This window comes from Pseudomonas sp. P4_C8, from assembly GCF_056401975.1.
Map to the genome: position 1 here is coordinate 1 of NZ_JBFUIH010000062.1, position 22,763 is coordinate 22,763.

The 22,763-nt window shown below is 59.2% G+C and carries 17 protein-coding genes; 6 read left to right on the plus strand and 11 right to left on the minus strand.

Going from position 1 to position 22,763, the window contains the following annotated elements; genetic code table 11:
• Positions 1-442: 442 nt before the first annotated feature.
• Both AC1DWM_RS27105 and purL read right to left on the minus strand, forming a co-directional pair.
• Entirely contained in the window at positions 443-754 is a 312-nt protein-coding gene (locus AC1DWM_RS27105) for an NGG1p interacting factor NIF3 (protein ID WP_477796604.1), read from the minus strand.
• 5 nt (positions 755-759) lie between these two features.
• Positions 760-4,656, minus strand: coding sequence for a phosphoribosylformylglycinamidine synthase (purL, locus tag AC1DWM_RS27110; RefSeq protein ID WP_477796605.1), 3,897 nt, complete (start codon positions 4,654-4,656; stop codon positions 760-762).
• 274 nt (positions 4,657-4,930) lie between these two features.
• On the opposite strand from purL, the gene mltF reads away from it, so the two are divergent.
• Positions 4,931-6,391, plus strand: a complete 1,461-nt coding sequence (gene mltF, locus AC1DWM_RS27115) for a membrane-bound lytic murein transglycosylase MltF (RefSeq protein ID WP_223512038.1) — start codon at positions 4,931-4,933, stop codon at positions 6,389-6,391.
• A 125-nt stretch (positions 6,392-6,516) separates the two neighbouring features.
• Here the strand turns inward: mltF and pdxJ are convergent, their stop codons facing one another.
• The 8 genes from pdxJ to lptF form a co-directional block, all read right to left on the minus strand.
• On the minus strand, positions 6,517-7,260 hold the full coding sequence (gene pdxJ, locus AC1DWM_RS27120; RefSeq protein ID WP_477796606.1) for a pyridoxine 5'-phosphate synthase: 744 nt from the start codon (positions 7,258-7,260) through the stop codon (positions 6,517-6,519).
• Positions 7,261-7,303: 43 nt separating this feature from the next.
• Entirely contained in the window at positions 7,304-7,990 is a 687-nt protein-coding gene (recO, locus tag AC1DWM_RS27125) for a DNA repair protein RecO (protein WP_223512042.1), read from the minus strand.
• 173 nt (positions 7,991-8,163) lie between these two features.
• The gene (gene era / locus AC1DWM_RS27130; RefSeq protein WP_007944847.1) at positions 8,164-9,066 is read right to left on the minus strand and encodes a GTPase Era; all 903 of its coding nucleotides are present in this window, start codon (positions 9,064-9,066) and stop codon (positions 8,164-8,166) included.
• On the minus strand, positions 9,059-9,748 hold the full coding sequence (gene rnc / locus AC1DWM_RS27135) for a ribonuclease III (RefSeq protein WP_027924885.1): 690 nt from the start codon (positions 9,746-9,748) through the stop codon (positions 9,059-9,061). Before rnc ends, era begins: the two co-directional genes overlap by 8 nt.
• 184 nt (positions 9,749-9,932) lie before the next feature.
• Positions 9,933-10,787, minus strand: coding sequence for a signal peptidase I (gene lepB / locus AC1DWM_RS27140; protein ID WP_223512044.1), 855 nt, complete (start codon positions 10,785-10,787; stop codon positions 9,933-9,935).
• Between the two features lie 5 nt (positions 10,788-10,792).
• Positions 10,793-12,592, minus strand: a complete 1,800-nt coding sequence (gene lepA / locus AC1DWM_RS27145; protein ID WP_223512046.1) for a translation elongation factor 4 — start codon at positions 12,590-12,592, stop codon at positions 10,793-10,795.
• Between the two features lie 171 nt (positions 12,593-12,763).
• A complete protein-coding gene (gene lptG / locus AC1DWM_RS27150) occupies positions 12,764-13,825 on the minus strand; it encodes an LPS export ABC transporter permease LptG (RefSeq protein WP_223512048.1) in 1,062 nt (353 codons plus the stop codon).
• Positions 13,818-14,936 (minus strand): LPS export ABC transporter permease LptF, encoded by a 1,119-nt coding sequence (lptF, locus tag AC1DWM_RS27155; protein ID WP_477796607.1) that lies wholly within the window; start codon positions 14,934-14,936, stop codon positions 13,818-13,820. Before lptF ends, lptG begins: the two co-directional genes overlap by 8 nt.
• Positions 14,937-15,244: 308 nt before the next feature.
• On the opposite strand from lptF, the gene AC1DWM_RS27160 reads away from it, so the two are divergent.
• The 5 genes from AC1DWM_RS27160 to rlmF all read left to right on the plus strand — a co-directional run bounded on the left by AC1DWM_RS27160 (position 15,245) and on the right by rlmF (position 21,968).
• Positions 15,245-16,735, plus strand: a complete 1,491-nt coding sequence (locus tag AC1DWM_RS27160; RefSeq protein WP_477796608.1) for a leucyl aminopeptidase — start codon at positions 15,245-15,247, stop codon at positions 16,733-16,735.
• Positions 16,736-16,794: 59 nt separating this feature from the next.
• Positions 16,795-17,223 carry a DNA polymerase III subunit chi gene (locus AC1DWM_RS27165; protein ID WP_223512054.1) on the plus strand — a complete coding sequence of 143 codons (429 nt, stop codon included), beginning with the start codon at positions 16,795-16,797 and terminating at the stop codon, positions 17,221-17,223.
• Between the two features lie 8 nt (positions 17,224-17,231).
• Positions 17,232-17,621, plus strand: coding sequence for a DNA polymerase III subunit chi (locus tag AC1DWM_RS27170; protein WP_477796609.1), 390 nt, complete (start codon positions 17,232-17,234; stop codon positions 17,619-17,621).
• Between the two features lie 213 nt (positions 17,622-17,834).
• Positions 17,835-20,681: a valine--tRNA ligase gene (locus AC1DWM_RS27175; RefSeq protein ID WP_477796610.1), complete on the plus strand. Its 2,847-nt coding sequence runs from the start codon at positions 17,835-17,837 to the stop codon at positions 20,679-20,681.
• A gap of 264 nt (positions 20,682-20,945) precedes the next feature.
• Positions 20,946-21,968 carry a 23S rRNA (adenine(1618)-N(6))-methyltransferase RlmF gene (rlmF, locus tag AC1DWM_RS27180; RefSeq protein ID WP_223512057.1) on the plus strand — a complete coding sequence of 341 codons (1,023 nt, stop codon included), beginning with the start codon at positions 20,946-20,948 and terminating at the stop codon, positions 21,966-21,968.
• A 215-nt stretch (positions 21,969-22,183) separates the two neighbouring features.
• On the opposite strand, the gene AC1DWM_RS27185 is transcribed toward rlmF, so the two are convergent.
• Entirely contained in the window at positions 22,184-22,465 is a 282-nt protein-coding gene (locus AC1DWM_RS27185) for an HU family DNA-binding protein (RefSeq protein ID WP_007905514.1), read from the minus strand.
• Positions 22,466-22,763 lie beyond the last annotated feature (298 nt).

Consider the following 22,763-nt stretch of genomic DNA (forward strand, 5'->3'; position numbering starts at 1 on the left):
TTGCTCCTCACCACTCATCAGGCCGAGCGTTAGCTCGCCTGCAGCTTTTGATCTTGATCCACCCGCCCCTTCGGGAGGCTGAGTGGAGGTGTTCATCCGGGGAGTGGCGCGTAGCGCCGTTCGACGCAGTCGAACACGCTGCATGTAGGTCGAAGCGAAGCCGACCGGAGGGCAGTGTCCCCGGATGGATACCGGAGCGAAGGAACGCCGAGCCCTGGCGAGGGGCCGGACGCTCGGGGCGAGCCTTTTTTTGCTTACTTTTTTTTGGCGTTTGAAAAAAAAGTGAGGCGCCGTAAGGGCGAAACCCTAAGTGGCCGTTACCGCAGCAACGGATATGTACCCCAAAAACAACAGCATGGTCGGCCCAAAGGCCGCCATCGCAGCCAACAAAAAACCCGCTGAACGCAAATTCAGCGGGTTTCTCATTTCAGCAGCCAGAAGATCAAAAATCCTCCAGCCGCCACACCTCGTAAGCCGGCGTCTCATAGGGATGGCTCTCTTTCAAAGCCACCACCACCGCCCGAATCAACTCATCGCTGACCACCAGCTCAACCTTCCATTCCTCAACCTGCACAACCTGCCCCGCTTCCCCAATGAACGGCTGACTGCCATCCAACGGGCGAAACTGGCCGAGGCCGAGCACTTGCCAGGCGCAATGATCGTAAGCGCCGATCCGTCCGCCACCGGCGGCGAATACGGCACTCTTGACCTGTTCCACATGACTGACCGGAACAAAAAAGCTGAGCTTGTACACGGCGCTTAGTTCACCCACACACGAGCGTTACGGAACATACGCATCCACGGCGCGTCTTCGTTCCAGTCTTCCGAACGCCACGAGTTCTGCACGGCGCGGAACACACGTTCCGGGTGCGGCATCATGATCGTTACGCGACCGTCGCGGCTGGTCAAACCGGTGATCCCGCGCGGCGAGCCGTTCGGGTTGGCCGGGTATTTTTCAGTGACCTTGCCGTGGTTGTCGACGAAACGCATCGCCACGCAACCCGACAGATCGGCTTCCAGCAACGCTTCTTCGCTGGCGAACTCGGCATGACCTTCACCGTGAGCGATGGCGATTGGCATACGCGAACCGGCCATGCCTTGCAGGAAGATCGAGTTCGACTCCTGGACCTGCACCATCGCCACGCGCGCTTCGAACTGCTCGGAGCGGTTACGCACGAAGTGCGGCCAGAACTCACTGCCCGGAATCAGCTCGTGCAGGTTGGACATCATCTGGCAACCGTTGCACACGCCGAGGGTGAAGCTGTCGTTACGTTCGAAGAAACCCTGGAACGCATCGCGAGCACGGCTGTTGAACAGCGCGGACTTGGCCCAGCCTTCGCCGGCACCGAGCACGTCGCCGTAGGAGAAACCACCGCACGCCACCAGACCTTTGAACTCGTTCAGGTCGACACGGCCGGCCAGAATGTCGCTCATGTGCACGTCGATTGCGTTGAAACCGGCGCGATCGAACGCGGCCGCCATTTCCACCTGACCGTTGACGCCCTGCTCACGCAGTACGGCAACCTGTGGGCGGATGCCTTTTTTGATGTAAGGCGCGGCGACGTCCTGGTTGACGTCGAAGCTGAGCTTGACGCTCAGACCCGGGTTGTCTTCTTCCAGCAGCACGTCGAACTCTTGTTCGGCGCAGTCGGCGTTGTCACGCAGACGCTGGATCTGGTAGCTGGTTTCAGCCCACTGACGCTGCAGCAGACGACGCTGACCTTCGAATACGGTTTCGCCGTTGAAGGTGATGTTGATCTGGCCGTTGTTCATCGGCTGACCGATCACCGACACGCACTCGCCCAAACCGGCAGCGCTGAATTGCGCGAGGATGTCCGGCGTGGAGTCCTGACGAACCTGAATCACGGCGCCCAGTTCTTCGTTGAACAGAATCGCGGCGATGTCGGCGGAGGTTTCCGCGAGACCGTCGAGGTTCAGGCTCAGACCGCAGTGACCGGCGAAGGCCATTTCCACCACGCTGGTCAGCAGACCACCATCGGAACGGTCGTGGTACGCCAGCAGGTGACCGTCGGCGTTCAGGCCCTGGATCACGGCGAAGAAGGCTTTGAGGTCTTCGGAATCATCAACGTCCGGCGCTTGCGAGCCGAGCTTGCCGTGCACCTGGGCCAGGATCGAGGCGCCCATGCGGTTTTGACCACGGCCCAGATCGATCAGGATCAGGTCGGTGGTGCCCTTGTCCATGCGCAGTTCCGGGGTCAGGGTCTGACGGATGTCAGCCACTGGCGCGAAACCGGTCACGATCAGGGACATCGGCGAGGTCACGGTCTTGTCGACGCCTTCGTCGTTCCAGCGCGTGGCCATGGACATGGAGTCCTTGCCCACCGGAATGGTGATGCCCAGCTCAGGGCACAGCTCCATGCCGACCGCTTTCACGGTGTCGTACAGACGCGCGTCTTCACCCGGATGACCGGCAGCGGACATCCAGTTCGCCGACAGTTTGATGTCGGAGATCTTGTTGATGCGCGAAGCGGCGATGTTGGTCAGGGTTTCGCCGATGGCCATGCGGCCCGACGCCGGGGCGTCCAGCAGGGCCAGCGGAGTACGCTCGCCCATGGCCATGGCTTCACCGGTGTACACGTCGAAACTGGTGGCGGTGACGGCAACGTCGGCTACCGGAACCTGCCACGGGCCGACCATTTGGTCACGGGCCACGAGGCCGGTGATGGTGCGGTCGCCGATGGTGATCAGGAAGCTTTTGCTCGCCACGGCCGGGTGATGCAGAACGCGCTCTACGCAATCTGCAATCTCAAGCGTCGACGGATCGAAGTCATCGCCCAGTTCGTTTTCGCGAACGGCCGAACGGTGCATGCGCGGGGCTTTGCCCAGCAGCACTTCCAGCGGCATGTCCACCGGGCTGTTGCCGAAGTGGCTGTCGGTGACCGTCAGTTGCGGCTCGGCAGTGGCTTCGCCAACCACGGCGAACGGGCAACGCTCGCGCTCGCAGATCGCCTGGAAGCGTTCGAAGTCAGCCGGACCGACTGCCAGAACGTAGCGCTCTTGGGATTCGTTACTCCAGATTTCGTGCGGGGCCATGCCCGGCTCGTCGTTTGGAATGTTGCGCAGTTCAAAGCGGCCACCACGGTTGCCGTCGTTGACCAATTCCGGGAAGGCGTTGGACAGACCACCCGCGCCGACGTCGTGGATGAAGCTGATCGGGTTTTTATCACCCAACTGCCAGCAACGGTCGATGACTTCCTGGCAGCGACGTTCCATCTCAGGGTTTTCGCGCTGTACGGAAGCGAAGTCCAGGTCCGCCGAGCTGGTGCCGGTGGCCATGGAGGAAGCGGCGCCGCCGCCCAGACCGATCAGCATCGCCGGGCCGCCCAGCACGATCAGCTTGGAGCCGACGGTGATCTCGCCTTTCTGTACGTGTTCGGCACGGATGTTACCCATGCCGCCGGCCAGCATGATCGGCTTGTGGTAACCGCGAACTTCGTCGCCACGCGGGGTGGTGATCGACTGTTCGAAGGTACGGAAATAACCGGTCAGGGCCGGACGACCGAATTCGTTGTTGAACGCGGCGCCACCCAGTGGGCCTTCGATCATGATGTCCAGCGCGGTGACGATGCGCTCAGGCTTGCCGTACGGCACTTCCCACGGCTGTTCGAAGCCCGGGATTTGCAGGTTGGACACGGTGAAACCGGTCAGGCCAGCCTTTGGCTTGGCACCACGGCCGGTCGCGCCTTCGTCACGAATCTCACCGCCACTGCCGGTGGATGCGCCCGGGAACGGGGCAATCGCGGTCGGGTGGTTGTGGGTTTCGACTTTCATCAGAATGTGCACCGGTTCCTGCACCGCGCCGTACTGGCGGGTTTCAGGGTCCGGGAAGAAACGGCCGGCGACGTTACCGACGATCACCGAAGCGTTGTCCTTATAAGCCGACAGAACGCCTTCGCTGTGCATCACGTAGGTGTTCTTGATCATGCCGAACAGGCTTTTTTCCTGGCTCTGACCGTCGATGTCCCAACTGGCGTTGAAGATCTTGTGACGGCAGTGCTCGGAGTTCGCCTGGGCGAACATCATCAGTTCGATGTCGTGCGGGTTGCGCTTCAAACCGACGAAGGCGTTGACCAGGTAGTCGATTTCGTCTTCGGCCAGGGCCAGGCCCAGCTCGGTGTTGGCTTTTTCCAGCGCGGCGCGGCCGCCACCCAACACGTCGATCGCAGTCAACGGCTTCGGTTCGGCGTGGCTGAACAGGCCGGCGGCTTGTTCAAGGTTGGCCAGAACGATCTGCGTCATGCGGTCGTGCAAGGTGTCGGAAATCAGCTGTGCCTGGGCGTCGCTGAACTGGCCGGCGACGTAGAACGCGATGCCGCGCTCCAGGCGCTGGATCTTGTTCAGGCCACAGTTGCGGGCGATGTCGCTCGCTTTACTGGACCACGGCGAGATGGTGCCGAAACGCGGCAACACCAGGAACAGACGACCGGTCGGCTCTTGTACCGGAACACTTGGGCCGTACTTCAGAAGGCGCGCGAGCACCTGCTGTTCGTCGCCGGTCAGGACGCCGGTAACTTCGGCGAAGTGAGCGAATTCAGCATACAAGCCGCTGACAGCCGGGACCTTCTGGCTCAGTTGCTCAAGGAGTTTGCTGTGGCGAAAGGCAGAAAGGGCAGGAGCGCCGCGCAGGATCAACATCTTCGGGACAGCCTCGGGAGGGGTGTGCTTTGAGGCCGTGCATTCTAGCCTAAACCGCCAGCGACATCACCCGAAACGGTACAGGCGGCTGCACCTGGGTGTCGGACCGCAGATCCGGGCCTGAAAACGGCACTCAAAAAGGGTTATTTTTTCCGCTCAAAAAATGCTGTCAAGGCCCATTCCTGCGGGCTCTGGAGAGCTTTTCAATTGCCTAGCAGACAAGCCCTTCTCTGTCGAGATATGGCGCTCGTGGTCCTTTGCGTATACTGCGCAGATGTTTTCCCCAACGGCTTTGCGTCCGCGGTACGCCAAATGGCTGATCGCAACCGGACTCTTCCTGCTGCTCAATGGCTGTGTTGATAAACCCAACACGCTGGAGCGCGTAAAGGAGGATGGCGTGCTGCGCGTGGTTACCCGAAACAGCCCCGCCACCTACTTTCAGGATCGCAACGGTGAAACCGGATTCGAATACGAACTGGTGAAGCGCTTCGCCGACGATCTGGGGGTGGAACTCAAGATCGAGACTGCCGACAACCTCGACGACCTGTACAGCCAGGTTGGCAAGCCTAACGGCCCGGTATTGGCTGCGGCCGGCCTGGTTGGCAGCGAAGAACGTAAAAAGCAGGTCAGGTTTTCTCACTCCTACCTGGAAGTCACCCCACAGATCATCTACCGCAACGGCCAATCGCGGCCGACCGACGCGGGTGATCTGGTCGGCAAGAAGATCATGGTGCTCAAAGGCAGCACCCACGCCGAACAGTTGGCAGAGCTGAAAAAGAAATACCCGGGCATTGAGTATGAAGAATCCGACGCGGTTGAAGTCGTCGACCTGCTGCGCATGGTCGATGAAGGCCAGATCGATCTGACCCTCGTCGACTCCAACGAAGTCGCGATGAACCAGGTGTACTTCACCAACATACGGGTCGCCTTCGACCTCGGCGACGCCAGCAACCAGAGCTGGGCCGTAGCCGCTGGCGAAGACAACAGCCTGCTCAACGAAATCAACGACTACCTCGACAAGGTGCAGAAAAACGGCACCCTGCAACGCCTCAAAGACCGCTACTACGGGCATGTCGACGTTCTCGGCTACATGGGTGCCACCACTTTCGCCCAGCACTTGCAGCAGCGCCTGCCCAAGTACGAACAGCACTTCAAGTCATACGCCAAGAAAGAAAAAGTCGACTGGCGCCTGCTGGCCGCCATCGGTTATCAGGAATCGTTGTGGCAACCGGCGGTCACGTCCAAGACCGGCGTGCGCGGCCTGATGATGCTGACCCAGAACACCGCGCAGGCGATGGGTGTGTCCAACCGCCTCGACCCCAAGCAAAGCATCATGGGTGGGGCCAAGTACCTGGCCTATATCAAGGATCAACTGGACGAGTCGATTCAGGAGCCGGATCGCACCTGGTTTGCCCTGGCCGCTTACAACGTCGGCACCGGTCACCTGGATGACGCGCGCAAACTGGCGACGAAGGAAGGACTGAACCCGGACAAGTGGCTGGACGTGAAGAAAATGCTGCCGCGCCTGTCAGAGAAAAAGTGGTACAGCAAGACGCGTTATGGCTACGCCCGGGGCGGCGAGCCGGTGCATTTTGTGGCGAACATCCGTCGTTACTACGACATCCTGACGTGGGTCACGCAGCCACAGCTTGAAGGCGACCAGGTGGCCGAAGGCAATCTGCATGTGCCGGGGATCGACAAGTCGAAACCGGCTCAAGAACCCGCGCCGCTCTAAAACCCACCACCAATACACTGTGGGAGCGAGCCTGCTCGCGATGAGGCCATTACATTCAACATCAGTGTTGAATGTCAGACCGCCATCGCGAGCAGGCTCACTCCCACATTTGCTTCGTGTTGGCTTTAGGCTTTTGCGGCGGCCAGGATCAGTGCTTTCATTTCAGACACCGCCGACTTGAAGCCGACAAACAACGCATGCGCCACCAGCGCATGGCCGATGTTCAGTTCATTGATGCCTTTGATTGCCGCCACCGCTTCTACGTTGTGGTAATGCAACCCGTGCCCGGCATTGACGATCAGCCCTTGAGCCAAACCAAACGCTACGCCTTCGGCCACACGCTTGAGCTCTTCAGCCACGTCAGTTGGCGTCTCGGCATCGGCGTAACGACCAGTGTGCAGTTCGATAGCCGGCGCACCCACACGGCGGGACGCTTCAATCTGCCGCTCATCCGCGTCGATGAACAGCGAGACTTCACAACCAATCTTCGACAAGCGATCTACGGCGGCTTTGATCCGCGCTTCCTGCCCTGCCACGTCCAGGCCTCCTTCAGTGGTCAGTTCCTGACGGGTTTCCGGGACCAGGCAAATGTGCGCCGGGCGGATGCGCTCAGCGAACACCATCATTTCTTCGGTGACACCCATTTCGAAGTTCATGCGGGTTTGCAGCACGTCCTTGAGCAACAGAACGTCGCGTTCCTGGATGTGCCGACGGTCTTCGCGCAAATGCACGGTGATGCCGTCAGCGCCCGCCTCTTCCGCGTCCAGTGCTGCCTTGACCGGATCCGGATAGCGAGTGCCCCGGGCCTGACGCAGGGTGGCAACGTGGTCGATGTTCACGCCAAGAAGAATGCGATTGCTGGTGGTCACGGAAGCGCTCCTGAAGAGGGGAAAGTTCGGAGCACAGCATACCCTATGGCTTTCGAAACAACTCTCGGGAAACCAACGGACGACCACCCAGATGCACAGCCAATGCTTGACGCATCAGACGCTTGGCGGCGGACAACGCCCCGGTCGCAGTCCAGTCGGCATCGGCCATGGCCAACAGCTCGGCACCATTGAACAGTCCGGGTTGCAGCAGATAGACCTGCTCCAGACCAGCATCCACCTGCAAACGGTAGAGACCGTCCGGGGCGATGGGCTCGCCGTGGATGTCCGTGGTCAGAGCAAAGCCGTAACCGAGGTCGTCCAGCAAGCGCCATTCGAAAGAGCGCAACAACGGCTCCAGCGGACGGCCTTCGGCCAGTGCGAGCAAGGTGGCGGCATAGTGGTCGAACACGGCTGGGTGCGGGTCTTCGGAGGGCAACAGACGGATCAGCAGTTCATTAAGGTAGAGACCGCTAAACAGCGCCTCACCACTGAGCCAGGTTGAAACACCGGCGGCTTCCATCCGCCCGACGTTCTTCAATTCACCGCGCCCCCGGAACTCGACTTCCAGGGGTACGAACGGCCGCGCCAATGTCCCGGCCTTACCCCGCGCACTGCGCAACACCGCCCGCAGCCGACCTTGTGGCGTGAGGAAATCGACCAACGCGCTGTTTTCGCGGTAGGCGCGACTGTGGAGCACGTAGGCGGGTTGGGCGGTAGGGGTTTGAGACATGGAAGTCAGGGTACTCAATGGCAGCGCGCAGTCTTGCATACAACCCAAAACAATGTGGGAGCGAGCCTGCTCGCGAAAGCGGTGTGACAGTCAACATCAATGCTGAATGTTACAACCTCTTCGCGAGCAGACTCGCTCCCACAAGGGTTTTTCAGTGTATCGGGAGCCGGGGTTTACAGGTCGCCGTAACCCAACGAACGCAATGCGCGCTCGTCATCGGACCAGCCGCCTTTCACTTTAACCCAAAGGTTGAGCATGATCTTGGAGTCGAACAGCAGCTCCATGTCCTTGCGCGCCTCAGTGCCGATACGCTTGATGCGTTCGCCCTTGTCGCCAATGATGATTTTCTTCTGGCCGTCACGTTCAACGAGGATCAAGGCATGGATGTGCAGGGTTTTGCCCTGCTGCTTGAACTCTTCGATTTCCACGGTGATCTGGTACGGCAACTCAGCGCCCATCTGGCGCATGATTTTCTCACGCACCAGTTCAGCGGCGAGGAAGCGGCTGCTGCGGTCGGTGATCTGGTCTTCCGGGAAGAAGTGATCGTTCTCCGGCAGGTAACCGGCAATCACACGTTCCAGTGCTTCGAGGTTGTGCCCGTGCTGGGCCGAAATCGGCATGATCTGCGCGTTCGGCAGCTGCTCCTGCAACCAGGTCAGGTGCGGCATCAATTCGGCTTTGTCTTCGATGCGATCAGTCTTGTTCAGCGCCACGATCAACGGACCGGTCACGTACTGGACGCGCTCGAGGACCATCTGGTCTTCGTCAGTCCACTTGGTGCGGTCAACGACGAAGATCACCACGTCAACGTCTTTCAACGCCGCCGACGCAGTCTTGTTCATGTAGCGGTTCAGCGCTTTTTCGCCACCCTTGTGCATGCCCGGGGTATCGACGTAGATCGCCTGCACGGCACCTTCGGTCTTGATGCCCAGCATGTTGTGACGGGTGGTTTGCGGTTTGCGCGAGGTGATCGCCAGTTTCTGACCCAGGATGTGGTTCAGCAGCGTGGACTTGCCCACGTTGGGACGGCCGACGATGGCAACATAGCCACAGCGAGTTGCAGTTGAATCAGTCATTGCCATTCTCCACACCCAGGGCAATCAGTGCTGCGGCGGCCGCTACCTGTTCGGCAATACGACGACTCACACCCTGACCTCGGCTTTTTTCATTCAGTAAGGTGATTTCACATTCGACGAAGAACGTCCGGCAATGCGGCTCACCCTGGATATCCACCACTTCGTAACGTGGCAGCTCACAACCACGCGATTGCAGAAATTCCTGCAGGCGGGTTTTTGGATCTTTGTTGGTGTCGACCAATGTCAGGCCTTCGAACTCACCGGCCAGCCAGGCCAGCACGCGTTCGCGCGCCATGTCCATGCCGGCATCGAGGTAGATCGCACCAATCAGCGCTTCCAGGGCATCGGCCAGAATCGACTCGCGACGAAAACCGCCGCTTTTCAGTTCACCGGAGCCCAGGCGCAGGTAGTCGCCCAGATCAAAACCGCGGGCCAGTACGGCCAGGGTCTCGCCTTTCACCAGGCGCGCGCGCAAACGCGACAACTGGCCTTCACGCGCCAGCGGGAAGCGATCGAACAGCGCCTCGCCAGCGACGAAATTAAGGATGGCATCACCGAGGAATTCCAGGCGTTCGTTGTTACGCCCGGCAAAGCTGCGGTGAGTCAGGGCCAGGACCATCAGTTCCTGATCCTTGAAGGTGTAGCCGAGCTGACGCTCGAGACGGCTTAAGGAGACGCTCACGGTTTACCCACGCTGAGTTCGTGGTTGGATTCCACCGCCATCGCCGAGAGTCGACGCAGGCCTGGGACAATTAACGCTGTGTTCAAAAATAACGTCCTGAATATCATTGGCTTCATGCTTGCGGTACCGATTGTGTCGGTTCCAGAAAAGCATTCGGCGCTGTGTTCAACAGCGCCGTGTGTGATTACTTGATCAGGCCAACCCGCGAGAAATTCGGCAGGTGACTGAGTTTAGGTTCCGGCCAGCTCATCCAGACTGCGAAGGCCTTGCCGACGATATTCTTGTCGGGAACCATGCCCAGCAGATCTTTGGGAATACTTGGATCATCCCAAAAGCGACTGTCGTTGGAGTTGTCGCGGTTGTCACCCATCATGAAGTAGTGCCCGGCCGGCACGGTCCACGAATGATCCGGGGTCGCGCGATAGCGGCTCATTTCCTTGCGGATCAGGTGCTCGGCAGCGCCGAGTTTTTCCTTGTAGAGCTCAGCACTGCCCAACGTGCCCGGCTCGGAGCCGACCATCTGTTCAGCAATCGACTCGCCGTTGACGAACAGACGCTTGTCAGCGGTATAACGAATCTTGTCACCCGGCAGGCCCACGACTCGCTTGATGTAGTTGACGTTCGGATCGCTCGGGTAGCGGAACACCATCACATCGCCGCGTTGTGGATCACCCACTTCGATGACTTTCTTGTCGATTACCGGCAGGCGGATCCCGTAAGAAAACTTGTTCACCAAAATGAAGTCGCCAACATCCAGGGTCGGTTTCATCGAGCCGGAAGGAATCTGGAACGGTTCCACCAGGAACGAACGCAGGACCAGCACGATGAACAACACCGGGAAGAACGACTTGCCGTATTCGACCAGCAGCGGCTCTTTGTTCAGTTTCTCGACCACCACCACATCAGGCTGGCTGACGCTGCCCTGATAGGAGGCAATGGCAGCACGCCGACGCGGTGCCAGAAAAACCAGATCGAGCAACGCCAACAGGCCGCAGACGAACACGGCGATGACCAGCAACAGCGGGAAATTTAGTGACATAGGACCTAACTATCCAACCTGAGCACTGCAAGGAAGGCTTCTTGTGGAATTTCCACGTTGCCGACTTGCTTCATGCGTTTTTTACCGGCCTTTTGCTTTTCAAGCAGTTTCTTCTTACGGCTAACGTCACCGCCGTAGCATTTGGCCAATACGTTCTTTCTGAGTGCCTTGACGGAGGTTCGCGCAATGATCTGCCCGCCAATGGCGGCCTGGATCGCGACGTCGAACATCTGGCGCGGAATCAGTTCTTTCATCTTCTCGGTCAACTGGCGACCTTTGTAGTGCGCGTTATCCTTGTGCACGATCAGCGCCAGGGCGTCGACCTTGTCACCGTTGATCAGCACGTCCAGTTTCACCAGACTAGCCGATTGATAACGGTCGAAATGGTAATCCAGCGAAGCATAACCACGACTGGTCGATTTCAGACGGTCGAAGAAGTCCAGGACCACTTCGTTCATCGGCAAATCGTAGGTCACCTGGACCTGGGAACCGAGGAACAACATGTCGTGTTGCACGCCACGTTTTTCGATACACAGGGTAATGACGTTGCCCAAGTGCTCTTGCGGCACAAGAATATTGGCCCGCACGATCGGCTCACGCATGTCTTCGATCGAGGACAGGTCCGGAAGCTTCGACGGGTTATCGACGTAAATCGTTTCGCCGGTTTTCAGCAACAGCTCAAAAATTACTGTCGGCGCTGTGGTGATCAGGTCCAGGTCGTACTCGCGCTCCAGGCGCTCCTGGATGATTTCCATGTGCAGCATGCCGAGGAATCCGCAACGGAAACCGAAGCCCAGGGCGTCGGAGCTTTCCGGGGTGTACTGCAGGGACGAGTCATTGAGCGTGAGCTTTTGCAGGGCCTCACGGAAGTCTTCGAAGTCGTCGGAGCTGACCGGGAACAGACCGGCGTAGACCTGCGGCTGAATGCGCTTGAACCCTGGCAGCACGTCGACGTCTGGCGTCGAGCTCAAGGTCAGGGTATCGCCCACTGGCGCACCGTGAATGTCCTTGATGCTGGCAATGATGAAGCCCACTTCACCGGCCTTCAGGTCAGCGGTAGGGGTGTGTTTCGGGTTGAATACACCGACGCTGTCCACCAGGTGGATCTTGCCGGTGGATTTGACCAGGATCTTGTCGCCCTTCTTCACACGACCGTGGCGCACGCGTACCAGGGAAACAACGCCCAGGTAGTTGTCGAACCACGAGTCGATGATCAACGCTTGCAGCGGATCTTCGTAGTTGCCGGTCGGTGCAGGGATGGTGGCGACCAGGCGCTCGAGCACTTCATCGACGCCCAGACCGGTCTTGGCAGAGCACTCGACCGCGTCGGTGGCATCGATGCCGATGATTTTTTCGATTTCTTCTTTAACGCGGTCCGGATCGGCCTGTGGCAGGTCGATCTTGTTCAGGACCGGCATGACTTCCAGGCCCTGCTCGATCGCCGTGTAGCAGTTGGCAACCGACTGCGCTTCAACGCCCTGACCGGCATCGACCACCAGCAAAGCACCCTCACAGGCCGCCAGCGACCGGCTGACTTCGTAGGTGAAGTCAACGTGGCCGGGGGTGTCAATGAAGTTCAGCTGGTACTTGATGCCATCGCGAGCGGTGTAATAAAGGGTGACGCTGTGGGCCTTGATGGTGATCCCGCGTTCACGCTCCAGGTCCATGGAGTCCAGCACCTGGGCTTCCATTTCGCGCTCGGCAAGGCCGCCGCACATCTGGATGAATCGATCAGCCAGCGTCGACTTGCCATGGTCAATGTGGGCGATGATGGAGAAATTGCGGATATGACTCAAATCACTCACGGATCAACACTCAAAAAGGCTGCAGGCATAGCCCGCCGAAAAATAGCCGGGAATTGTACCTGATCCACGGCGCAAGCGTCACGTTTGCAGGTCAGACGGCAGGTACAAAAACGCCCCGGTCTTGCGACAGGGGCGTTTTGAGTGACCGGCAAGGCCAGGAAAAACCCTGAATCAGCCGGCGCGGCGCAACAGCCAGACACCGGCCAGGGCACAAACACCAGCCGGAATGAGTACCGCAAACAGCGGCGAGAAACCGAACACCAGGCTCGATGGCCCCAGCAAATCCTGAACGATACGGAAGGTGAAGCCCACCAGAACGCCGGTGAACACACGCTGGCCGAGGGTCACGGAGCGCAAGGGACCAAAGATAAAGGAAATCGCCATCAGTACCAGCGCGGCAGTTACCAGAGGCTGCAACACCTTGACCCAAAACGCCAGCCAGTAGCGGCCATTGCTCAGGTCCTGGTCAGCCAGATAGTGGATGTAACTCCACAGTCCGCTGATTGACAGCGACTCAGGCGCCATTACCACGGTGTCCAGCAACTGAGGGCTCAGGGCAATTTCCCAGCGTTCGACGGGAGTGATGACCACTTCGGTGCTCTTGTCATGGAACACCGTGGTCGTGACGTCGCTGAGTTGCCAGTGATCCTTGTCGAACTCGGCACGCTTGGCAAAGCTTGACGACAGCATGTGTCGCTCTTTGTCGAAGCGATAGCGGGTCACGCCATACAGAAGTCCGTTGGGCTGCACGGAGTTGACGTGAATGAACTCGTCACCCTGGCGGTGCCAAAGGCCGTGTTTGGCGGTTTGCGCTTCGCCGCTGCCCTGAGCCAGCGAGCGATTGGCCTGAGCAGTGACCTCGGTGGCCGGCGCAACGTATTCGCCGATCAGCACCCCCACTAACATCAGGATCAGCATCGGCTTCATGACCGCCCAGACGATTCGACCGATCGACACGCCGGCGGCGCGCATGATGGTCAGCTCACTGTTGCTGGCCAGACTGCCGAGGCCAATCAGGCATCCGATCAGTGCCGCCATTGGCAACATGTCGTAAAGACGGCGCGGGGCCGTCAGCAAGACGTAACTGGACGCATCTAACAGGGTATAGGTGTCGCTGACTTCGCTCATCTCGTCGATGAAGGCGAACAGCGTCGCCAGGCCGAGAATGATCCCCAGTACCGCCAGGATTGCCGTAAATACGCTGCTACCGATGTAGCGATCGAGCTTAACCACGAGCCACCTCCAGTGCACTGCGGCGACTCGCCATTTTCAAGCGCAACGGCTCCCAGTAAAGCAGCCCGAGACCGATGATCAGGAACAACCCATGAACCCACCATAACCCCAGGGCAGGCGGGATCTTGCCCTTATCGAGGGCGCCGCGGGCGGCAATCAGGATGGTCAGGTAAAGCATATAAAGAAGAATCGCCGGCAGCAGCTTGAGGAAACGGCCCTGACGCGGGTTGACCCGCGACAACGGCACCGCCATCAGGGTCACGATGAACACCAGCAACGGCAAGGACAGACGCCATTGCAGTTCAGCGCGCAGGCGAGTGTCGTTGCTGTCGATCAAGGAAAGGGTGCTCATTGCATCACGATCAGTCACTTCGTCACTGACATCCGGCTTTGGCAGCAATACCCCGTACTCGTCGTATTTGATCGCCCGATAGTCGGCCTGCCCTGGATTACCGTCATATCGATAACCGTTGTCGAGAATCAGGTAGCGGTTGCCGTCCGGACGAATTTCCTGGCGACCCTTCTCGGCCACCAGCACGGAAATCCCGCGATCTTTCTGGTCGGAGTTAATATTTTTTTGCGAAATGAACACACCCGCCAGATTGATGCGGTCATCGGTCAGTTGCTCGGTATAGGTCACCCGAGTCCCGTCACGCAACGCCTGGAAGCGACCCGGCTCCAGGGTATCGAACTCGGTGAGCGCATCCTGTTTGTTCAGCAGCAGCTGAAACTGATTGGCACCTTGTGGCGCCAGGCTAAGGCTCAGCCAGGCCACGACCAGCGCAACCAGCGTGGCCGGAAACAGGGTAATGATAAACAAACGCTGCTGGCTCATACCGGTGGCCGACAGCACGGTCATTTCGCTTTCGAGGTACAGGCGACCGTACGCCAGCAGGATCCCGAGAAACAGGCCCAGTGGCAGGATCAGTTGCAGGAAACCCGGCAGACGGAAGCCCATGATCAGGAACAGCGAACCCGGATCCAGCAGGCCCGCGGCCGCCTGGGCAAGGTATTTGATGAAGCGACCGCTCATGATGATGACCAGCAGCACGGCGCTGACTGCGCTCAAGGTCAACAGGACTTCGCGGGACAGATATCGGAAGACGATCAAACCAGAGACTCCAGGGTTGTCAGGCTTAGGCGGCCAAACAAGCAAACGTATCAGACAGCCCGCAGGGCAGAGCTGCCGAAAAAGATGGCGCATTATCCTGTGATTGGGTGCACCTGTCACTGCGCATACTCAAGCTGGCGGTCAATGCACTGAAGATCGTACAACCGAGGGTTGTCAGGCGCAGGGAGCGAGGTTCAAACTGCGGCCTTTGTCGTGGGCCGTGACCTGCGTCTTTCTATTTATATAAGCAAGCGTCTGTGCGTCGCCGTTTTGCCCACGCACGTTGACCATTATTCAGGGACCCGGACATGGAACTGGTTGTAAAAAGCGTTAGCCCAGAAACGTTGAAGACCGCCACTCTGGTCGTCGCCGTCGGCGAAGGCCGCAAGCTCGGCGCCGTGGCCAAACAACTGGACGAACTGAGTGGCGGCGCCATCAGTGCAGTGCTCAAGCGCGGCGACCTCGCCGGCAAGGTTGGCCAGAGTCTGTTGCTGCATAGCTTGCCGAACCTCAAGGCTGAACGCGTTCTGCTGGTAGGCGTGGGCAAGGACGAAGAACTCGGCGACCGCCCGTTCCGCAAAATCATTGCCGGCGTACTCAACACCCTCAAAGGCCTGGGCGGCAGCGATGCGGTACTGGCGCTGGATGAAGTCGTGGTCAAAGGCCGCGACAGCTATGGCAAAACCCGCCTGCTGGCGGAAACCCTGGTGGACGGTGAATACACCTTCGACCAGTTCAAGAGCCAGAAAGCCGAACCTCGCACCCTGAAGAAAGTAACCCTGCTGACCATCAAGGCTGCACAGGCTGAAGTCGAGCGCGCCGTGGCCCACGCCTCCGCTATCGCCAACGGCATGGCCTTTACCCGCAACCTGGGCAATCTGCCGCCGAACATCTGCCACCCGACATTCCTCGGCGAACAAGCGAAGAACCTCGGTAAAGAATTCAAAACCCTGAAAGTCGAAGTCCTTGACGAGAAGAAGATCAAGGATCTGGGCATGGGCTCGTTCTACGCCGTAGGCCAGGGCAGCGCCCAGCCGCCGCGCCTGATCGTCATGCAATACAACGGTGGCAAGAAATCCGAGAAGCCGTACGCACTGGTCGGCAAAGGCATCACCTTTGATACCGGCGGCATCAGCCTGAAGCCGGGCGCCGGCATGGATGAAATGAAGTACGACATGGGCGGCGCTGCCAGCGTGTTCGGCACCCTGCGTGCCGTGCTTGAGCTGAAACTGCCGATCAACCTGGTGTGCATCCTGGCCTGTGCCGAGAACATGCCAAGCGGCAACGCTTCGCGCCCGGGCGACATCGTCACCACCATGAGTGGCCAGACCGTGGAAATCCTCAACACCGACGCCGAAGGCCGTCTGGTGCTGTGCGATGCCCTGACCTACTCCGAGCGTTTCAAGCCGCAAGCCGTGATCGATATTGCCACCCTGACCGGCGCTTGCGTCGTAGCCTTGGGTTCCCACACTTCGGGCCTGCTGGGCAACAACGATGAACTGATCGGCCAACTGCTGAGCGCCGGCCAAACGGCTGACGACCGCGCCTGGCAACTGCCGTTGTTCGACGAATACCAGGAGCAACTGGACAGCCCGTTCGCCGACATCGCCAACATTGGCGGCCCGAAAGCCGGCACCATCACCGCCGCCTGCTTCCTGTCGCGCTTCACCAAGAACCTGAACTGGGCGCACCTGGACATCGCCGGTACCGCATGGACCAGCGGCGGCAAAGACAAGGGCGCCACTGGCCGTCCTGTGCCATTGCTGACCCAATACTTGCTGGACCGCGCCAAAGCCTGAAACCGATGACCTGGGCGGCGTCACTTTCGGGTGACGCCGTTTCTGGCTCAGGAACCGCAATGACAAAAGTCGACTTCTACATCCTGCCCAGCGCCGATCCTTCGGCACGGCTGGATTTCGCCTGCAAGCTCACCGAAAAAGCCTGGCGTATGGGCCACCGCATTTACCTGCATTGCAGCGATGCCGCTCAGCGACAGGATCTCGATGCCCGCTTGTGGGCCTTCAAGGGCGAAAGCTTCGTGCCTCATGGCCCCGCCGAAAGCGAACCAGACGGTCTGATCGTCCTGGGTCTTGGCGATGACTGCGGTCAGCACCAGGATTTGCTGGTCAATCTCGACCTGAAAGTCCCGACATTTGCCAAACAATTCGCCCGCGTGGCGGAAGTGGTAGTAGAAGATCCGACGATTCGTGCGGCTGCGCGGGAGAGTTTCCGTTTCTACCGCGAACAGGGCTATCCTCTGCAAGACCACCGTTTACAGCGACTCTGAGCATTCCGATGGACACTCCGAAACCGCAACAACAGTCCGCGCACTTACTGGACGACCTCGAGTCGATCCGCCAACTGCTCGGCGATGACAACCTGCAACCACCGCTGCTGACCGACACGGTCATCGACAGTGACCAGGAACAGATTCCCATGTTGTTCGAGGCTGTCGGCAATGCGCCGCAGCCGGCCGAACCGACACCGCAGCCCGCTGCTGCCGCGCAACCCTCGCCGGAACCCGGCAAAGGCCCCGACGCCCTGCTGCATCTGGACAGCGAACTGCGCGCCGCCGCGATGCTGATCATGCAAGACGTGATCGACGACTTCGCACCGCATATTGAAACCGAAATCAAACGCCGGCTGGATGCGCGGATGGAGCGGTTGCTAAGTCAATACGAATAACCCCCCTACCCTGTGGGAGCGAGCCTGCTCGCGATAGCATCACCTCAATTTCCTGGCAGACCGAGGTGCCGCCATCGCGAGCAGGCTCGCTCCCACAGTAGATCAGCGCTGTATTTGATACAGCGCCCTGTCCGCACCTGCTCGCCCTGCGCCCCATGCCCCGCTATACTTGCCGGCTTTTCCTGAATAAATGCCAATAGGGTCCCGCCGCGCATGGATAAGACCTACCAGCCGCACGCCATTGAAGCTTCCTGGTACAACACCTGGGAGTCAGAGAATTACTTCGCCCCGCAAGGCGCGGGCGAGTCCTACACCATCATGATCCCGCCGCCGAACGTCACCGGCAGCCTGCACATGGGTCACGGTTTCAACAACGCGATCATGGACGCCCTGATCCGTTTCCGCCGCATGCAGGGTCGCAACACCCTGTGGCAGCCGGGCACCGACCACGCCGGTATCGCCACGCAAATGCTGGTGGAGCGTCAACTCGAAGCCAAAGGCCAGAGCCGCCACGACCTGGGTCGCGAGAAGTTTCTTGAGAAGATCTGGGAATGGAAAGATGAATCCGGCGGCAACATCAGCCGTCAGATCCGTCGCCTCGGCTCGTCCGTAGACTGGAGCCGCGAGCGCTTCACCATGGATGACGGCCTCTCGGAATCCGTAAAAGAAGCCTTCGTGCGCCTGCATGAAGACGGCCTGATCTACCGCGGCAAGCGCCTGGTCAACTGGGACACCAAGCTGCACACGGCGATTTCCGACCTTGAAGTGGAAAACCACGACGAGAAAGGTTTCCTGTGGAACCTCAAGTATCCGCTGGCCGACGACGTAAAAACCGCGGAAGGCAATGACTACCTGATCGTCGCGACCACTCGCCCGGAAACCATGCTCGGCGACGCCGCCGTGGCCGTGAACCCGAACGACGAACGCTACAAAGCCCTGATCGGCAAATTTGTCGAGCTGCCGCTGGTCGGCCGCCGTATCCCGATCATCGCCGACGATTACTGCGACCCTGAATTCGGCACCGGTTGCGTGAAAATCACCCCGGCCCACGATTTCAACGACTACGAAGTCGGCAAGCGCCACAACCTGCCGCTGCTGAACATCTTCGACAAGAATGCTGTCGTGCTGCCAGCCTGCCAGGTGTTCAACCTCGACGGCACGCTCAACGAAAGCATCGACGGCAAGATCCCGGCTGAATACGCCGGCCTCGACCGTTTCGAAGCCCGTAAACAAATTGTTGCTGCATTCGAAGCCGCCGACCTGCTGGTCAGCGTCAATGATCACGCACTGAAAGTGCCGAAAGGTGACCGCTCCGGCACGATCATCGAGCCGTGGTTGACCGACCAGTGGTACGTGTCGACCAAACCTTTGGCCGAGCCTGCAATTGCTGCCGTTGAAGACGGCCGCATCCAGTTCGTGCCAAAACAGTACGAAAACATGTACTTCTCGTGGATGCGCGATATCCAGGATTGGTGCATCAGCCGGCAGTTGTGGTGGGGCCACCGGATTCCGGCTTGGTACGACGAGTCGGGCAAAGTCTACGTCGGTCGCGACGAAGCCGAAGTGCGTGCCAAGAACAACCTCGGCCCGGACGTTGCGCTGCAACAGGACAACGACGTTCTCGACACCTGGTTCAGTTCGGGCCTGTGGACCTTCTCCACGCTCGGCTGGCCTGAGCAGACCGAATTCCTGAAGAAATTCCACTCCACCGACGTGCTGGTTACCGGTTTCGACATCATTTTCTTCTGGGTTGCCCGGATGATCATGCTCACCATGCACTTGGTGAAGAACGAAGACGGCACACCGCAGGTTCCGTTCAAGACTGTTTATGTTCACGGCCTGGTGCGTGATGGCCTGGGCCAGAAGATGTCCAAGTCCAAGGGCAACGTCCTGGACCCGCTGGACATCATCGACGGCATCGAACTGGAAGATCTGGTGCAGAAACGCACCTCCGGCATGATGCAGCCGAAACTGGCGAAGAAGATCGAGAAGCAGACCCGCGACGAGTTCGCCGACGGCATCGCCAGCTACGGCACCGACGCCCTGCGCTTCACCTTCTGCTCGCTGGCGTCCACCGGTCGTGACATCAAGTTCGACATGGGCCGCGTCGAAGGCTATCGCAACTTCTGCAACAAGATCTGGAACGCCGCGCGTTATGTTCTGGACAAGGGCGAAGACTGCGGCCAGAACGGCGAAGCCTACGAACTGTCCCTGGCGGATCGCTGGATCATCTCGCAGCTGCAACGCACTGAAGCCGAAGTGACCCGTCAACTCGACCAGTTCCGTTTCGACCTGGCGGCACAAGCCTTGTACGAGTTCATCTGGAACCAGTATTGCGACTGGTACCTGGAACTGTCCAAGCCTGTACTGTGGGACGAAAACGCACCGGTCGAACGTCAGCGCGGCACCCGCCGTACGCTGGTTCGCGTACTGGAAGTGGCGTTGCGTCTGGCGCACCCGTTCATGCCGTTCATCACCGAAGAAATCTGGCAACGCATCGCGCCGCTGGCCGGAATCGAAGGCAAGACGATCATGCTGCAACCTTGGCCAGTGGCCAACGAAGCGCGCATTGATCAGGCCGCCGAAGACGACATCGAATGGCTCAAGGGCCTGATGCTAGGCACGCGCAACATCCGTGGCGAAATGAACATCGGTCCCGGCAAGCCGCTGAACCTTTTCCTGAAAAACGTCAGTGCCGAAGACCAGCGTCGCCTCACCGAGAACGAAGCCCTGCTGAAGAAGCTGGCTCGCCTCGAATCGATCACGGTGTTGGCTGCCGGTGAAGAAGCACCGCTGTCCGCCACCGCACTGGTTGGCGAGATGGAAGTGCTGGTGCCGATGGCCGGCCTGATCGACAAGGACGCCGAACTGGCGCGCCTGGACAAGGAAATCCTGCGCTTGCAGGGTGAAGTCCAGCGCGTGGGTGGCAAGCTGTCCAACGCTGGTTTCGTGGACAAGGCCCCGGCTGAAGTCATCGAGAAAGAACGCGCCAAACTGGCTGAAGCCGAACAGGCTTTGGGCAAGCTGGCCGAGCAACATGCGCGGATTGCCAGCCTGTAACGGCAAATCGCAATAGAAACGGGAGGCCCAGGTGGCCTCCTTTTTTATGCCCGGTACTTTATAACTAACAACGACAATCCCTGTAGGAGCCGAGCTTGCTCTCGATGGCGGCTGAACATTCGACATTGATGTAGCCTGAGCGTCCGCCATCGCGAGCAAGCTCGGCTCCCACAGGGATCTGTGTCGCTTCTGATATTGCGTTCCCAAGAGCTGGATGTGGGACAATACCCGCCACTTTTAGCCATACCCGAATCGACAACGCCCATGAACGCCCCCCGCACACCAAGACCTGCGCGCAAAAAGCCTGACACCGCCACCCCGGCCAAAGCCGTGGAACCGCGTGAAAAGGCCAGCCTGCACCCGCGCAACCGCCATCAGGGTCGTTACGACTTCCCGGCACTGATCAAAACTACGCCGGAGCTGGCGAAGTTCGTGATCATCAATCCGTACGGCAAGGAAAGCATCGACTTCGCCAGCCCCGACGCGGTACGCGTGTTCAACCGGGCGTTGCTCAAGTCGTTTTACGGTATCGCGCACTGGGACATCCCGGCTGATTACCTCTGCCCTCCGGTTCCGGGGCGTGCCGATTACGTGCACTTCCTCGCCGACCTGCTGGCCAGCGTCAATGACGGTGAAATCCCTCGCGGCGCGCCGGTCAAGGTGCTCGACATCGGCATGGGCGCCAACTGCGTCTATCCGCTGATCGGCTACAGCGACTACCGCTGGCACTTCCTCGGCTCGGAAATCGACCCGACGGCCGTCGCTGCCGCCAAAGCCATCGTGCAGTCCAACGGACTGAACAAAGCCATCCAGCTGCGCCAGCAAACCAACCCCAAGCACATTCTGCTGGGCCTGCTGGAACCGGGTGAACGCTTTGACCTGACCATGTGCAACCCGCCGTTCCACGCCTCGATGGACGAAGCGACCAAGGGCAGCGAGCGTAAATGGCGTGCTCTGGGCCGTGCCGACCCGAAACGCAAACTGCCAGTGCTGAACTTCGGCGGTCAATCGGCGGAGTTGTGGTGCGAAGGTGGCGAAGCGCGGTTTGTCACGCAATTGATCGCCGAAAGTGCGAGTTTCCAGCACAAAGTGCTGTGGTTCAGCACATTGGTGTCGAAAGCCTCAAACCTGCCTGCGATCCAGACGGCGCTGAAAAAAGCCGGCGTACTGGAAAGCCAGGTAGTAGAAATGTCCCAGGGTCAGAAGCAGAGCCGCTTCGTTGCCTGGACGTTCCAGACCAAATCCGAGCAGCAGGTCTGGCGCGAGCGCTGGGTTAAAAAAAGCTGAGTAACTGACCGCCACAGATCAACTGTAGGAGTGAGACCGGCTTGCCGGCGATCGCGGTGCATCAGTCGACATCATCGTTAACTGACACGCAGCCATCGCCGGCAAGCCGGTCTCACTCCTACATTGACTTAGTGGTGTTGCAGCTCTATTGGTAAATCGCAGGCACAAAAAAACCGTGCCCGGATTGCTCCGGAGCACGGTTTTTTTAACAAGTCTTACTTGTTAACAGCGTCAGTCAGGCCTTTGGCCACAACCAGCTTGATAACTTTCTTGGCAGCGATTTCGATGGCAGCGCCAGTCGAAGGGTTACGGCCAGTACGGGCAGGACGTTCAGTCACTTTCAGTTTGCCGATACCTGGCAGAGTGATTTCGCCGCCGTTTTCCAGCTGATCAGCAACGATTTGGCCCAGTTGGTCCAGAGCGTTACGCGCGGTGGTTTTTGGCGCGTCGATAGCTTCAGCGATGTCGGCGATCAGTTGGTCTTTAGTAAGAGCCATGTAGTGTTCCTTCCCTATCAAATTCATATGGATTGCAGAGTGCAGTGTCAGCCATCGAGCCCGATCTTCTGGATCTGGCACCCTCGGCCAATAACCACTGGATCGGGGTTATAGATACCGAAATCAGGGTTTGGTTCGACCTGACAAATGCTGAATGCACGCTTAACGCAGTGACTTCGCGTAAGACGGGGCAAAACTAGCACAGAGACGGGGAAATATCCGCCTCTAGCTACCCATTTGGTCAGCTTTATTGCTCTAAATCGGGAAAAAAACGCATAAGCACCGTCGGTCGCCCGGG